Genomic DNA, 15,010 nt, shown 5'->3' with positions numbered 1-15,010 from the left:
GGCCGGAGGCGAGCGCGGTGAGCACCGCGACCAGCGCGAACACGCCTGCCAGCAGTGGCGGCAGCTGCAGCAGCAGCGGCAGCAGCGCCAGCGCGCCGCTGGCCAGCGTCCAGCGGCGGGCCACAGGGGAAAGCAGGGCGGTGGGAAGGTCAGCCATGCGGCATCAGCGCCAAGGCGCGTTGGCAGAGGTGGTGGTGGCTGCTGCCCTGGGACGGGCCCAGCACCGGTTGTCCCGGCAGGTGCAACGTGTAGCGGCGGCCTTCGCGCTCGGCCAGGTCGACCCAGCGCGCCAGCCGCGCGATGCGCGCTTCGCCCGGGAGCGGTGCCAGCTGCCGCCAGTCGAGCAGGATGTCCACGCCGACCGGCTTCTCATACTCGCGGACCAGCAGCGTGTCGCGGCGCGCCGAATGCTTCCAGGAAATGCTGCGCGGCGCATCGCCGGCACGGTAGGGCCGCAGCTGGTGCAGCTCGTCGCCGCTGGCATGCACGCGGGTGTGCAGGGGGTCGCCATCGCCTTCGGGCAGCGGCGGTGCCTGCGGTTCGGGCGCGGCGTAGACCAGCAGCGGTGCGTCCGGCCACACCCACGACCACGCCCGCACCAGTCCCAACGGTTGCGTCGTGGACAGCCGGATGCGGTCCAGGTCCATCCAGCCGCGGCGCTCGGTGGGCAGCGGCAGGTCGACTTCGATCCGGTCGGTATCGACCAGGTGTCCATGGGCCACGACATCGCCAAGCGACACCGCCAGGCCACGGCGCACGCGCATATCGGCGCGCGAGAGGTTGATGCGCAGGCGCATCGTTGCCCCGGCTACCACCGGCTCGGCGGACACGGCATCGACCTGCAGTCCGGACAACTGCAGGTGCGCGCTGAAAGTGCTGGCGATCGCCACCGTTGCCAGCAGCAGCGCCAGCAGCAGCGCGGGATTGTTGTTGTAGTTCAGCGCACCCAGCAGCATCACCACCAGCAACACGGTGACGAACATGCCGAAGCGGGTCGGCAGCACGTAGATGCGGCGTCGGGCCAACCGCTGCGGCAGGCTTTCTGGTTGCCGCGGCCGCGTAAAGGCCCGGCCACTGGCCGCAAGCGTGTGCTTCAGGCGGTCTCCCCAGCCGCTGCGCACTCAGTCCACCGCAACCGTCTGCAGGATCGCGCGGGCCAGCGCCGGCCCGCTGCTGGCTTCGGCCTCGGGCACCAGGCGGTGCCCGGCTACCGCCACGAACAGGGTCTGTATGTCTTCGGGTACTACATGGCCGCGGCCCAGCAGCAGCGCGTGCGCCTTGGCCGCGCGCAGCAGCGCCAGGCCGGCACGCGGCGACAATCCCACCCGCACCCCGGCGTGCTGGCGGCTGCGCGCCAGCAGCGATTGCACGTACTGGATGAGCGCTTCGCTGGCGTGCACCTGGTTGACGGCATCGCGCAGCGCGCGCACCTGGTGATCGTCCAGGCACGCGGTGGCCTGCGCGATCAGGTGGCGGCGATCGGTGCCGCGCAGCAGCTCGCGTTCGGATTCCGGGTTCGGGTAACCCAGCGCCAGCCGCAGCAGGAACCGGTCCAGCTGCGAATCGGGCAGGGGGAAGGTGCCGGACAGGTCCACCGGGTTCTGCGTGGCGATGACGAAGAACGGATCCGGCAGGGGATGGGTCACTCCGTCCAGGGTGACCTGCTGTTCGGCCATCGCTTCCAGCAGCGCGCTCTGCGTGCGCGGCGGAGCGCGGTTGATTTCATCGGCCAGCAGCACGTGGGTGAAGACCGGGCCGGGATGGAACTGGAACTGTCGGCTGCTCGCTTCGTAAACCGAGACGCCGAGCACATCTGCCGGCAACAGATCCGAGGTGAACTGCACGCGCTGGAAGCCGAGCCCCAGGCTGGATGCCAGCGCGTGGGCGAGCGTGGTCTTGCCCAGGCCGGGCAGGTCTTCGATCAGCAGGTGGCCGCCGGAGAGCAGCGCAACGAACGCCAGGCGGACTTCATGGGCCTTGCCGAGCACCAGTCCGTTGACCTGTTGCTGGGCATTCTGCAAAGCCTGTCGCAGTTCTTCGGGTAGCATGGCGGGCACGCGGGGCGAATTTTCCATGTCCGTCTCGTCTCGATGATTCCTTCGATTCTATAGAGCAATGCAGGGCGAACAACGCGCACGCACGATATTTCTGATGTTGTGGACGCTCATCACCGCGGTCAAGCTGGTGGTGGCTGCGCGTCTGCCCCTGTTCGTGGACGAAGCGTTTTACTGGCAGGAAGGCCAGCACCTGGCCGCGGCCTATTCGGATCTTCCTGGACTGACCGCCTGGCTGGCCCGGCTCGGCGTGGAGCTGGGCGGCAACCACGTGCTGGCACTGCGCCTGCCGTTCCTGGCGATCGGCGCCACCCTGCCATGGCTGGTATCGCGCATCGCCACGCGCTGGTTCGGCGCGGTGGCCGGCTGGCAGGCCGGCAGCCTGACCCTGCTGATGCCGTTGTCGGCCACGCTGGGCATGCTGGCCGTGCCCGATGTGCCGATGGCCTTGGCCGCCGTGCTGTGCCTGGATGCCGGCGCGCGCCTGTTGCGCAACGTCGACGCTGCCGCAGCGGTGAAGTTGTCGCTGGGCCTGGCGATCGGTGCGCTGAGCCATTACCGCTTCATCGGCGTGATCGTGGTCGGCTTCATCGCCCTGCTGTTGCTGCCGCAGGGGCGGCGCAGCCTGCGTGATCCACGCGTGTGGGTGGCACTGGCGGTGGGCGTGATGGCCTGGTTGCCGCTGCTGGCCTGGAATGCCGACAACCAGGACGCCGGGCTGAAATTCCAGGTGGTGGAACGGCATCCGTGGGCCTTCCAATGGAGTGGCCTGTGGTTCCTGGTGATCCAGCCGATGCTGGTCACGCCGATCCTGTGCGTGGCGATGTGGAAAGTGGCGCTGGCCGGTACCCGTCCGGGCGGCGGTGCCCGCGAGCAGTGGCGCTACTTCGGCCTGGTCGGGGCGGTGTCCACGCTGGCGATCTTCGCGCTGGGCTTCTTCACCGACGTCGAACGCATCAGTTTCCACTGGCCGCTGCCGGGCTACCTGGCCCTGCTGGTGGCGGTGCCGGTCGTGCTCAACGGCTGGCCGCGCTGGCTGCGCCGCACCGGCTGGTGGCTGGCCGGCACGGGACTGGCACTGGCCTTCGGCTATTACCTGATGGCCTCCAGTCCGAGCCTGCGCGCGCAGCTGGCGGGCGACAAGTATTACCCACGCAACTTCGCCGGCTGGGCACCACTGGCCGATGAAGTGCGTGCGGAACTGGCCGGCATGCCGGAAGGCACGCGGGTGCTGGCGGGGAACTTCAAGGTGGGGGCGGAGCTCGGCTTCCAGCTGCGCGATCCGCGCATCGAAGTGCTGCGCCACCCCCTCAACGACAAGCACGGTCGCACCGCGCAGCTCGGACTGTGGGGATTGCTGCACGATGGGCAGCGCGATGCGCCGATGCTGCTGGTGCTGTCGCCCAGCGACCAGCGCTACCGCGACCTGCTCGAGCGTTACCACGACATCTGCCGGCAGGTCGGTCCGTTGCCGCCGCCGCGCGTGGTCAGCCAGGACCACGGCTACCAGCGCTTCCTGTTGTTCAAGCTGCCCGCGCAGCGCGTCGACGGCCCCTGCGTTACCCCGGCTATGGCCTGGATCGACACGCCGGTGCAGGACGCCCGCGTCGGCGAGCGCATGGACGTGCGCGGCTGGGCATTCAAGGACGGGGTGGGGCTGTCGCGGGTCGAGCTGTTGATCGACGGCACGCCGGTGGGCGATGCCGCCTACGGGCGTGCCTACGACATCACCCCCGCGTGGAAGATCTCCACCGATCCGCAGCATCCGCACGTGGCCTTCGATGCCACGCTCGACACCCGCGCACTCGCACCGGGCCGACACTGGTTGGGCATGACGCTGTACGGCAACGACGGCAGCGTGGAGCAGTGGCAGGAACAGGCGTTCACCGTCCCGTCCCGCTGAGCCGGCGGCGTCGCCCGGCTCAGGGCAGCCGGTAGCCGGCCTCGCGCAGCAGCCCGGCCAGCGCGATCAGCGGCAGGCCGATCAGCGCGGTGGGATCGCGGTTCTCGATTGCCTCGAACAGGGTGATCCCCAGCCCCTCACACTTGAAGCTGCCGGCGCAGTCCAGCGGTCGTTCAGCAGCGACATAGCGGGCGATCTCATCGCGGTCCAGGGCGCGGAACCGGACCTGGGTCAGGTCGCAGGCCTCCAGCACGTGCTGGTCGCGGACCAGGCAGATCGCGGTGTGGAAGGCCACGGTCTGGCCCGACATGGCGGCCAGCTGGGCCTCGGCGCCGGCGACATCGCCGGGCTTGCCCAGCGGGGTTCCATTCAGGTCCGCGACCTGATCCGAACCGATCACCCAGCGGCCCGGATGACGCGCGGCCACCTCGGCCGCCTTGGCTCGCGCCAGCCGCACTGCCAGGGCGCGCGGCGCCTCGCCGGGAGCAGGGGACTCGTCCACGTCCGGCCGCGCCGTCTCCAGCGGCAGGCCCAGCCGTTCCAGCAGTTCACGGCGATAGCGGGAGGTGGACGCCAGCAGCAGGGGAAGCATGCGACAATACCGGGCAGCAGGGAGTGGGGCGCACTCTACCGCACCGGGCGTGCGCCTTGGGGCGGAGGCATTTGACAACGGCCCAAAGCGTCCTTAACATTCAGCGGCTTATGTCCGCGAACGTGCCCGAAACGCTGGATGCCTGGCGCATGGTCGCAGCACGAAGGTGCTTCGACGGTCAGGTAGAACTGGCTGAAATGACCCGCCTGCAGGGCCTTGTTGCCGATACCGAAGGAAAGTGCAGCTTTGCGCTGGAGTTCGGTCACGACGAGGTGCTGAAGGTATCCTATGTGGACCTGTCCATCGAAACCGCGCTGCCGCTGATCTGTCAGCGCAGCCTGCAGCGCTTCCTGCTGCCGGTGTCGGTGAAGCAGCGTCTCGGCCTGATCCGCAGCGAAGACGAAGAGTCCGCGCTGCCGGAGGAGTACGAGGCGATGCTGGTGCCCGAACACGGCAACCTGCGTCCGCTGGACCTGGTCGAGGACGAACTGGTCCTGGCCGTCCCCGTGGTACCGCTGTCGCCCGAGGGCGAGGCGGTGAACCGGGACTGGGCACCGACCGAAGAAGAACAGAGCAAGGCCAATCCGTTCGCGGCATTGGCGGCGTTGAAGAAACAATAGCAGCCGGATTGTCGTCGGCGGCTGCGGCGAAAGCGAAGAATGTGCTGGGCGCTGGCGTCCTGCGCGACGATACGACGAAGCAAATCGAACCGAGTTTGGAGCAATCCCATGGCTGTGCAGAAATCCCGTGTTACCCCGTCCCGCCGCGGCCAGCGCCGTTCGCATGACGCCCTGAGCGCCAAGCAGCTGTCCACCGATCCGACCACCGGTGAAGTGCATCTGCGTCACCACATCACCGCCGACGGTTTCTACCGTGGCAAGAAGGTGATCGCGACCAAGTCGAACTCGGCCGTCGAAGAAGATTGATTCGTGAGGGCCGCTGTCCGCCGGACAGCGGCCTTTACCTTTTACAGGAAATGCAATGAGCAAGCGGATCTACTCGAGGATCGCGGGCACTGGTAGTTATTTGCCCGAAAAAGTGTTGACCAACCAGGATCTGGAGAAAATGGTCGACACCAGCGATGAGTGGATCCAGACGCGTACCGGCATCCGTGAGCGGCACATTGCCGCCGATACGGAAACCACCAGCGACCTCGGCTACCACGCCGCGGTGCGTGCGCTGGAAGCGGCCGGTATCGATGCGTCCCAGCTCGACATGATCGTGGTGGGTACCACCACCCCCGATCTGATCTTTCCCTCCACCGCGTGCCTGATCCAGGCCAAGCTCGGTGCGAGCGGCTGCCCTGCCTTCGACGTCAACGCTGCCTGTTCGGGCTTCGTGTTCGCGCTGGGCGTGGCCGACAAATTCATCCGTTCCGGTGATGCCCGCCATGTGCTGGTCATCGGTGCGGAAACCCTCACCCGCATCGTCGACTGGAACGACCGCACCACCTGCGTGCTGTTCGGCGATGGCGCGGGCGCGGTGGTGCTGAAGGCCGATGAAGACACCGGCATCCTCAGCACCCACCTGCATTCGGATGGCAGCAAGAAGGAACTGCTGTGGAATCCCGTGGGCGTCTCGGCCGGCTTCGGCGAAGGCGAGCAGGCCCGCGGCGCGATCCTGATGAAGGGCAACGACGTGTTCAAGTACGCGGTCAAGGCGCTGGACTCGGTCGTTGATGAAACCCTCGATGCCAATGGCCTGAGCAAGGCCGACCTGGACTGGCTGATCCCGCACCAGGCCAACCTGCGCATCATCGAAGCCACCGCCAAACGCCTGGACATGTCGATGGACCAGGTCGTGGTCACCGTCGACAGGCACGGCAACACCTCGTCGGCGTCGGTGCCCATGGCGTTGGACGTCGCGGTGCGCTCCGGCAGGGTCCAGCGCGGCCAGCTGCTGCTGCTGGAAGCCTTCGGTGGCGGCTTCACCTGGGGTTCGGCGCTGCTGCGTTATTAATGCGTTAATCGGTTCACACGAAACGGCCCCGATGGGGCCGTTCTGCATTTCTGGAGATGTGTCATGGTCGAACCCATCGTCATCGAAGGCCAGCGCGCCTGGCTGAAGCAGTACGGCGAGAGCAGCCGCGCGGTCGCGCTGGGCCTGCTCAGGTTCGTGGCCAACCGTTTCCAGCTGGACGCCCTGCGCCCACCGCCGCATCGCGGCGGCGATGCCGCCCGTGAGACCGAAGCGCGGCGCCTGGCCGAACTGCAGGCCCAGGGAGTGAACGTGCCGCACGTGATCGGCAGCGGCCATGCCTCGCTGGTCCTGGGCGACAACGGCCGCTCCTTCAACACGTGCCTGCGCCAGGCCGACGATGCCGGCCGCGACGCGCTGGTGTCGGCCGCCATGCAGGCCATCGTCGTGGCCCACGCCCGGGGCGCCTATTTCGGCCAACCGCTGCCGCGCAACCTGACCTGGGATGGCCAGGCCATCGGCTTCATCGATTTCGAGGAAGACCCGCTGGAAGTGATGGACCTGGCGCAGGCCCAGGCCCGCGACTGGCTGATGTTCGGCTACGGCGTGGCCAAGTACTACGAACACCGCCCGGAGCGGCTGCAGGCGCTGATGGCGGCGGCCATGGACGGCGAAGACGCCCCGGTCCTGGCGCATGCGCATGCGGTGTCGGGTCGGTTGCAGCGCCTGGCCCGCTACAGCATGAAGATGGGGCGTTCGGCGCGCGCGCTGGCGCACGCCATCCTGGTCGTGCACGGGGCCACCACGCTGGGCATGCTGATGCTGGTGGCGATCTGTTTCGACTTCTTCAGCGACGGCGATCTGGACATCCTGCAGCTGTTTGTCTGAGGGCGTGCCGACCAATGGTCGGCACCTGCCGGGGCCTGGTCAATACGCGCCAGTACAGACGAAGCGCGCTTTTCCCCCTTATCATTCGCCGTTCGTTTTTTGCAGGCGGATTTCCGCGTGACCGATTCCAATCTCGCTTTCGTGTTCCCCGGCCAGGGCTCGCAGTCGCTGGGCATGCTGGCTGAACTGGCCGAACTGCACCCGCAGGTGCGCGAGGCCTTCACCGAAGCCTCCGACGGCGCCGGCGTGGACCTGTGGGCGCTGTCGCAGGGCGGCCCGGAAGAGATGCTGAACCGCACCGAATACACCCAGCCCGCGCTTCTGGCCGCCAGCATCGGCGTGTGGCGCGCCTGGAAGGCCGTGCACGGCGTCCAGCCGGCGGTGCTGGCCGGGCACAGCCTGGGCGAATACACCGCGCTGGTTGCCGCCGGCGCGCTGTCGCTGCGTGATGGCGCCCACCTGGTGCGCCTGCGCGGCCAGCTGATGCAGGAAGCCGCCCCGGCCGGCGTCGGCGCCATGGCCGCCGTGCTCGGCGCCGAGGATGCGCTGGTCAAGGAGGTCTGTGAACAGGCCTCGGGCAGCCAGGTGGTGGTCCCGGCCAATTACAACTCGCCCGGCCAGATCGTGATCGGCGGCGACGCCGAGGCGGTCGACCGCGCGCTGGCCCTGCTGGCCGAAAAGGGCGTGCGCAAGGCGGTGAAGCTTGCCGTCAGCGTGCCTTCGCATACCCCGCTGATGCGCGAAGCCGCCAATCGCCTGGCCGAGACCATGGCCGGCCTGGACTGGCGCGTGCCCAGCCTGCCGGTCGTGCAGAACGTCGACGCACGCATCCATGACGGCATCGACGCCATCCGCAGTGCTCTGGTCCAGCAGCTGTACCTGCCGGTGCAGTGGACCGGCTGCGTGGAGGCGCTCGCCGCCCGTGGCGTCACCCGCGTGGCCGAGTGCGGCCCCGGCAAGGTGCTGAGCGGATTGATCAAACGCATCGACAAGTCGCTGGATGCGCGCACACTGTCCACGCCCGCCGACTTCGAGACCGCCCGCGAGACCTGGGCTGCCTGATGACTTTCGACCGTGCCCGTCACGTGCCAGCCCCCGGGCTGGCGCCGCGGGTCGGTCCCGTTCGAGGAAACTGAACATGAGCAAGCCCCTTCAGGGTGAAATCGCACTGGTCACCGGCGCCAGCCGTGGCATCGGTGCGGCGATCGCCGACGCACTGGCCGCGCAGGGCGCGACCGTCATCGGCACCGCCACCACCGAATCCGGCGCGACGGCCATCGGCGAACGCCTGGCGGCGGTGGGCGGCCATGGCCGCGCGCTGAACGTGACCGACCCGGCCGCGCTGGACGCCGTGCTCGACGGCATCGCCAAGGAATTCGGTGCGATCAGCATCCTGGTCAACAACGCCGGCATCACCCGCGACAACCTGTTGCTGCGGATGAAGGACGAAGACTGGCAGGCCATCCTCGACACCAACCTGACCAGCGTCTACCGCACCTCCAAGGCGGTCATCCGCGGCATGATGAAGGCGCGCAAGGGCCGCATCATCAATATCGCCTCGGTGATCGGCGTGACCGGCAACGCCGGCCAGGCCAACTACGCCGCCGCCAAGGCCGGCATCATTGCCTTCTCCAAGTCGCTGGCCAAGGAAATCGGCTCGCGCGGGATCACCGTCAACGTGGTGGCCCCGGGCTTCATCGACACCGACATGACCAAGGCCCTGCCCGAAGAGCAGCGCACCGGCCTGGTCAAGTCGATCGCCCTGGAGCGCCTGGGCGAGCCGTCCGACATCGCCAACGCGGTGGCGTTCCTGGCCGGTCCTTCGGCCAGCTACATCACCGGCGAAACCCTCCATGTGAACGGCGGCATGTACATGCCGTAAGCATGTGGTGCAGGGATTGCACCGCAAGTGGTTGATCTGAATGGTTTTTTGCAGAAATGCAAGGGGCCTGCGGTTTCCACTACACTATCCCACGGCCATCGCCATTTGATGGCGTCACTTTTTGAACCACTACTCCATCTGGAGCGATATCCAATGAGCACCATCGAAGAACGCGTCAAGAAAATCGTCGTCGAACAGCTTGGCGTCAAGGAAGAAGAAGTCACCAACGGCGCATCGTTCGTCGATGACCTGGGCGCCGACTCCCTGGACACCGTCGAGCTGGTGATGGCGCTGGAAGAAGAATTCGAGTGCGAGATCCCGGACGAAGAAGCCGAGAAGATCAGCACCGTCCAGGCTGCAATCGACTACGTTTCGGCTCACGTCAAGGCGTGATGTCGGGCGGCGTGCGCGCGATCGTGGCCAACGCCGCCATCGCGCGCAGCAATCCCATGGGGCCGCGCTAGCGGCCCTGTGTTTTTTGAGTCAGGAGAATCTGCAATGAAGCGTCGCGTCGTCGTTACCGGCATGGGCATGGTCTCGCCGTTGGGCAATGATATGGCCACCAGTTGGAAGGGCATCACCGAAGGTCGTTCCGGCATCGGCCCGCTGACCAACGTTTCGCAGGCCTACCTGGACCGTTTCACCACCAAGATCGCAGGTGAGGTCAGGGACTTCGACATCACCGCCGACAACGAACAGTTCGGCAAATTCCGGGTCAGCGGCAAGGATGCCAAGAAGATGGACCCGTTCATCCATTACGGCCTCGGTGCCGCCTTCATGGCCTTGAACGATTCGGGCCTGGAGATCACCGACGGCAATGCCGAGCGCATCGGCGCCATCGTGGGCGCGGGCATCGGCGGCCTGCTGGGCATCGAGGAACAGACCATCGAGTTCCATGAGGGCAAGAAGATCTCGCCCTTCTACGTGCCCAAGACCATCATCAACATGCTGCCCGGCCAGCTGAGCATCATCACCGGGTTGAAGGGTCCGTCGTTCTCGGCGGTATCGGCCTGCGCCACCTCCAACCATTCCATCGGCACCGCGATGCGCATGATCCAGTACGGCGACGCGGACGTGATGGTGGTCGGCGGTGCCGAGCGTGGCTCCTCGCCGACCGCGCTGGGCGGCTTCTGCGCCATGAAGGCCATGAGCACCCGCAACGACGCCCCGACGGAAGCTTCGCGCCCGTGGGACAAGGAACGCGACGGCTTCGTGCTCGGCGACGGCGCCGGCATCCTGATCCTGGAAGAATACGAACACGCCAAGGCGCGTGGCGCGCGCATCTACGCCGAGCTTGCCGGTTTCGGCGCCAGCTCGGACGCGTACCACATGACCGCGCCGAGCGAGAACGGCGAAGGTGCTGCCCGCTGCATGACCATGGCCCTCAAGGACGCCGGCGTCAGCCCGGACCAGGTGGGTTACCTCAATGCGCACGGCACCTCCACCCCGCTCGGCGACCTCGGCGAAACCATGGCGATGAAGACCGCCTTCGGCGACCACGCCTACAAGATGATGGTCAGCTCCACCAAGTCGATGACCGGCCACCTGCTCGGTGCGGCCGGTGGCGTGGAAGCGATCTTCTCGGTGCTGGCGCTGCGCGACGACATCATTCCGCCCACCATCAACCTGCACGAAGCGGGCGAGGGCTGCGACCTGGATTACGTGCCCAACACCGCACGCCAAGCCAAGGTCGACGTGGTGATGTCCAACGGCTTCGGCTTCGGCGGCACCAACGGCACGCTGGTGTTCAAGCGCGTCTGAGTCGCACGCCGCGACAGCTGTCCGCCAAGGCCGCCCACCGGGCGGCCTTGGCACATCTGGGCAATACGCCCGGTAGCGCCGGCCGTTGGCCGGCCCTCACAATGCCAGACCGGCTCGCCGCCGGCCCCGACACCACCGCCGGTATTCCCATGTTCCAGACCCGCCCGCTGCCCGACACCACCGACCTGCTCGCGCTCCAGCGTCTGGCCCCCCAGCGCTACCCGCTGTTGATGGAGTCCACCGCCTCGGGCACCGCCCAGGGCCGCTGGGACCTGCTGCTGATGGGCAACGGCGAATCGCTCGCACTGCACGCCGATGGCGTCGTGCGCGATCACGCCGGCACCGTGCACGCCGGCACCTTCCTGGACGTACTCGACGCGCACTGGCACGCCCTGCGCCTGCCGCGCGAAGGCGCGCCGGATTCGGCTCTGCCCGTTCCCGGCGCAGGGCCCGGCCTGCCGTTCCGCGGCGGCTGGGCGCTGATGCTGGACTACGAACTGGCCGGCCAGATCGAAACCGTGCTCGATCTGCCCGCACGTGCCGACGGCCTGCCCAGCGCGCTGGCGCTGCGCTGCCCGGCTGCCGTGCTGCATGACCGCGTGCTGGGCCAGTTCCATGCCGTCTGCGAGAGCGGGCACGACGCGCTGCTGGACGTGCTCCAGCAGGACCTGGCAGCTACCGCCACGCTGCCGCCGTTGCCGCAGTGGCAGCCGCCTGCCGGGATGGAAGAGGATGCGCCCACGCGCTTCACCGACGGCGTGGGCAAGGTGATCGACTACCTGCGTGCCGGCGACGTGTTCCAGGTGAACCTGTCGCGGCGCTGGGTCGCGCACTTCGACGAGGTGCTCTCGCCGCACGCGCTGTACGCGCAGCTGCGGGTGGCGAACCCGGCGCCGTTCGCCGGCCTGTTCATCGCGCAGGGCAGGGCGGTGGTGAGTTCTTCGCCGGAGCGGCTGGTATCGGTGCACGGTGACGACGTGCAGACCCGTCCGATCGCCGGCACGCGCCCGCGCTTCGAAGGCGACGACGACGCCGAACGGATCCGCGAACTGGTGGGCCACCCCAAGGAGCGCGCCGAGCACGTGATGCTGATCGACCTGGAGCGCAATGACCTGGGCCGCATCTGCAGCCCAGGCAGCGTGGAAGTGGACGAGCTGATGAGCGTGGAAAGCTACGCCCACGTGCACCACATCGTGAGCAACGTGCGCGGTCGCCTGCGCGCGGGCGTGAGCCCGGGCCAGGTGATTGCCGCCACCTTCCCGGGTGGCACCATCACCGGCTGCCCCAAGGTGCGCTGCATGCAGATCATCGCCGAGCTCGAACAGACCGCACGCGGCGCCTACACCGGCGCGTTCGGCTGGTTGAACCGCGACGGCGACCTGGACCTGAACATCCTGATCCGCACCGCCGAGGTCGCCGGTACAACGGCGGCGTTCCGTACCGGCGCCGGCATCGTGGTCGATTCGGATCCGGCCAGGGAACTCGACGAAACCCGCGCCAAGGCCCGTGGCCTGATGCGCGCGCTGGGTCGGCGTGACTGAGCCAAGGTATGCTGTAGGGCGGGTGTGGGCGGTTCGGGCACTGCGGGGACACGCATGGCGTGTCACTACGCAACCGGCGCACCCGCGTAGAGACACGCCACGCGTGTCCCCGCGGAAACGAATGAACCCGTAGAGCCACGCCCTGCGTGGCTGCACCACCCCACCGAGGTAGGCATGGCAGGCGTAAAACGAGGTTGTTTCACCGTCCTGGCGGTAGTGCTGCTCGGCGCACTGCTGCTGGCCGCCGCCGGCGCATGGTTCTGGCACAGCCAGAGCGGCTTCGCCGACGCGACCATCACCCCCGACCAGGAAAGCGTCGTCATCGCCCCGGGCGATGGCCTGCAGACCGTCCTGCGCAAACTGCGCGACGCCGGCGTGGACGAAGGCAACGACACCCAGTGGCAGCTGCTGGCGCGCCAGCTCGACGCCGCCGGCAAACTCAAGGTCGGCGAATACGCACTGGACGCGAAGCTCACCCCGCGCGAGCTGCTCACCCGCATGCGCCAGGGCCGCACCCTGCAGCACCGCGTCACCATCGTCGAAGGCTGGAACATCCGCCAGCTGCGTGCCGCGCTCAAGCGCGCCGACCCTCTGGTCCACACCACAGATGACCTGGACGATGCCGCGCTGATGAAGACGCTCGGTTTCCCCGGCCAGCACCCGGAGGGCCGCTTCCTGCCCGAAACCTACGTCTACCAGCGAGGCGACACCGACCTGGACGTGCTCAAGCGCGCCCATGCCGCCATGGAAAAGGAGCTGGCGGCCGCGTGGGAAAGCCGCGCCGACGACCTGCCGCTCAATTCCCCGTATGAGCTGCTGATCCTGGCGTCGATCATCGAGAAGGAAACCGCGCTGCCCAGCGAACGCCCGCAGATTGCCGGCGTGTTCGCGCGCCGCCTGAAGATGGGCATGCGCCTGCAGACCGACCCGACCGTCATCTACGGCATCGGCAGCAGCTACGACGGCAACATCCGCAAGCGCGACCTCACCACCGACACGCCGTACAACACCTACACCCGCGCCGGCCTCACCCCGACCCCGATCGCCATGCCGGGCCGCGATGCCCTGCAGGCTGCCGCACGCCCCGCGGCGGGCGATGCGCTGTATTTCGTGGCGGTAGGCGATGGCAGTGGCGCACACGCGTTCTCGGCCAACTACACCGAGCACAACGCCGCCGTGGCGCGCTACCTGCAGCAGCTGCGCCAGCAGCGCAACCAGGCGGCGCCGAAGTGAGCGCCGCACTGCGCCGCCACCCGCGTTTCATCAGCCTGGAAGGCGGTGAAGGCGCGGGCAAGACCACCGCGCTCAACGCCATTCGCGCCGCGCTGCAGGCACGGGGCCACGAGGTCGTGCTGACCCGCGAACCCGGTGGCACGCCGCTGGCCGAACGCATCCGTGCGCTGATCCTCACCCCGGATGCGGAGGTCGCCAACGAGCCGCTCAGCGCCGAAGCCGAGCTGCTGCTGGTGTTCGCGGCCCGTGCCCAGCATGTGCGCCAGCAGATCGAGCCGGCGCTGGCGCGCGGCGGCTACGTGCTCAGCGACCGCTTCACCGATTCCAGCTATGCCTACCAGGGCGGTGGGCGCGGGCTGGACCCCGCCTGGATCGCCGACCTCGAGCGCCGCGCGGTAGGCCTGCAGCCTGGGCTGACCCTGCTGCTGGACGTGGACGTGGCGGTGGGCCGCGCGCGCGCCAGCGGCCGTGACCTGGGGCCGGACCGGATCGAAAGCGAGCAGGACGATTTCTTCCAGCGCGTGCGTGCTGTCTTCCGCGACCGTGCCACCGACGACCCCGCGCGCTTCCAGCTGATCGACGCCAGCCAGGACCAGGCCGGCGTGGCCGCCCAGGTGGTGGCTGCGGTCACCGCATACCTTTCGAAGGAGGGTGGCAATGGCTGATTTCTCGCCCTGGCAGCAGCGCGCCTACGACCAGACCATCGCCGCGCTCGACGCCGGCCGGCTGGGCCACGGCCTGCTGATCTGCGGCCCGGCCGGACTGGGCAAGCGCGAGGTGGCGCTGCGCATGGCCACCCACGTGCTGACCCGCGGCGAACCCGCCGCCGCCCAGCGCAGCGCCCAGCTGATCGCCGCCGGCACCCACCCGGACCTGCAGCTGGTCTCGTTCATCCCGAACAAATCCGGCGACAAGCTGCGCACCGAAATCGTCATCGAACAGGTGCGCGAGATCTCGCAGAAGCTCTCGCTCACCCCGCAGTACGGCATCGCCCAGGTGGTGGTGGTGGACCCGGCCGACGCGATCAACCGCGCCGCCTGCAACGCCCTGCTCAAGACCCTGGAAGAACCGCAGCCCGGCCGCTACCTGTGGCTGATCAGCAGCGACCCGGCGCGCCTGCCGGCCACCGTGCGCAGCCGCTGCCAGCGTCTGGAATTCAAGTTGCCGCCGCGCGAGGAGAGCCTGGCCTGGCTGCAGGCCCAGGGCCACAGCGAAGCCAGCGCCCGCGAGGCCCTGGAC

The 15,010-nt window shown here is 68.2% G+C and carries 16 protein-coding genes; 13 read left to right on the top strand and 3 right to left on the bottom strand.

Annotated features, from left to right (window positions below):
* Positions 1-149: 149 nt before the first annotated feature.
* Positions 150-1,097: a DUF58 domain-containing protein gene (locus tag RWO33_RS14395; protein WP_314105753.1), complete on the bottom strand. Its 948-nt coding sequence runs from the start codon at positions 1,095-1,097 to the stop codon at positions 150-152.
* Positions 1,098-1,121: 24 nt separating this feature from the next.
* Complete coding sequence (locus RWO33_RS14390; RefSeq protein WP_145478443.1) at positions 1,122-2,075, bottom strand: MoxR family ATPase; 954 nt, start codon at positions 2,073-2,075, stop codon at positions 1,122-1,124.
* Between the two features lie 40 nt (positions 2,076-2,115).
* On the opposite strand from RWO33_RS14390, the gene RWO33_RS14385 reads away from it, so the two are divergent.
* On the top strand, positions 2,116-3,957 hold the full coding sequence (locus RWO33_RS14385; RefSeq protein ID WP_314105749.1) for a glycosyltransferase family 39 protein: 1,842 nt from the start codon (positions 2,116-2,118) through the stop codon (positions 3,955-3,957).
* A 19-nt stretch (positions 3,958-3,976) separates the two neighbouring features.
* On the opposite strand, the gene RWO33_RS14380 is transcribed toward RWO33_RS14385, so the two are convergent.
* Positions 3,977-4,549 (bottom strand): Maf family nucleotide pyrophosphatase, encoded by a 573-nt coding sequence (locus tag RWO33_RS14380; RefSeq protein WP_314105747.1) that lies wholly within the window; start codon positions 4,547-4,549, stop codon positions 3,977-3,979.
* A gap of 110 nt (positions 4,550-4,659) precedes the next feature.
* Between RWO33_RS14380 and RWO33_RS14375 the strand changes: the two genes are divergently transcribed.
* From RWO33_RS14375 to RWO33_RS14320, 12 genes are all read left to right on the top strand, one after another.
* Entirely contained in the window at positions 4,660-5,169 is a 510-nt protein-coding gene (locus RWO33_RS14375; RefSeq protein WP_145478440.1) for a YceD family protein, read from the top strand.
* Between the two features lie 108 nt (positions 5,170-5,277).
* Positions 5,278-5,475: a 50S ribosomal protein L32 gene (gene rpmF, locus RWO33_RS14370; RefSeq protein WP_070207941.1), complete on the top strand. Its 198-nt coding sequence runs from the start codon at positions 5,278-5,280 to the stop codon at positions 5,473-5,475.
* Between the two features lie 55 nt (positions 5,476-5,530).
* Positions 5,531-6,508, top strand: coding sequence for a beta-ketoacyl-ACP synthase III (locus RWO33_RS14365; RefSeq protein ID WP_145478439.1), 978 nt, complete (start codon positions 5,531-5,533; stop codon positions 6,506-6,508).
* 63 nt (positions 6,509-6,571) lie between these two features.
* Positions 6,572-7,354 (top strand): serine/threonine protein phosphatase, encoded by a 783-nt coding sequence (locus RWO33_RS14360; protein WP_145478438.1) that lies wholly within the window; start codon positions 6,572-6,574, stop codon positions 7,352-7,354.
* 117 nt (positions 7,355-7,471) lie between these two features.
* Positions 7,472-8,416, top strand: coding sequence for an ACP S-malonyltransferase (fabD, locus tag RWO33_RS14355; protein WP_314105742.1), 945 nt, complete (start codon positions 7,472-7,474; stop codon positions 8,414-8,416).
* 76 nt (positions 8,417-8,492) lie between these two features.
* Complete coding sequence (gene fabG / locus RWO33_RS14350; protein ID WP_145478436.1) at positions 8,493-9,236, top strand: 3-oxoacyl-ACP reductase FabG; 744 nt, start codon at positions 8,493-8,495, stop codon at positions 9,234-9,236.
* Between the two features lie 153 nt (positions 9,237-9,389).
* Entirely contained in the window at positions 9,390-9,629 is a 240-nt protein-coding gene (gene acpP / locus RWO33_RS14345; RefSeq protein ID WP_145478435.1) for an acyl carrier protein, read from the top strand.
* A gap of 105 nt (positions 9,630-9,734) precedes the next feature.
* Positions 9,735-10,997 (top strand): beta-ketoacyl-ACP synthase II, encoded by a 1,263-nt coding sequence (gene fabF / locus RWO33_RS14340; RefSeq protein WP_314105740.1) that lies wholly within the window; start codon positions 9,735-9,737, stop codon positions 10,995-10,997.
* A 149-nt stretch (positions 10,998-11,146) separates the two neighbouring features.
* Positions 11,147-12,538, top strand: coding sequence for an aminodeoxychorismate synthase component I (locus RWO33_RS14335; protein WP_314105751.1), 1,392 nt, complete (start codon positions 11,147-11,149; stop codon positions 12,536-12,538).
* Between the two features lie 174 nt (positions 12,539-12,712).
* On the top strand, positions 12,713-13,771 hold the full coding sequence (gene mltG, locus RWO33_RS14330) for an endolytic transglycosylase MltG (RefSeq protein WP_314105739.1): 1,059 nt from the start codon (positions 12,713-12,715) through the stop codon (positions 13,769-13,771).
* Positions 13,768-14,436: a dTMP kinase gene (gene tmk, locus RWO33_RS14325; protein ID WP_314105737.1), complete on the top strand. Its 669-nt coding sequence runs from the start codon at positions 13,768-13,770 to the stop codon at positions 14,434-14,436. Before mltG ends, tmk begins: the two co-directional genes overlap by 4 nt.
* A partial coding sequence (locus RWO33_RS14320; RefSeq protein ID WP_314105735.1) for a DNA polymerase III subunit delta' occupies positions 14,429-15,010 on the top strand: 582 nt, incomplete at its 3' end. The genes tmk and RWO33_RS14320, both read left to right, overlap by 8 nt.

Source organism: uncultured Stenotrophomonas sp., assembly GCF_963519925.1.
Lineage (GTDB): Bacteria > Pseudomonadota > Gammaproteobacteria > Xanthomonadales > Xanthomonadaceae > Stenotrophomonas > Stenotrophomonas maltophilia_AE.
The sequence above is the reverse complement of the archived record's forward strand: the minus strand, read 5'-3'. Positions and strand labels throughout refer to the sequence as shown.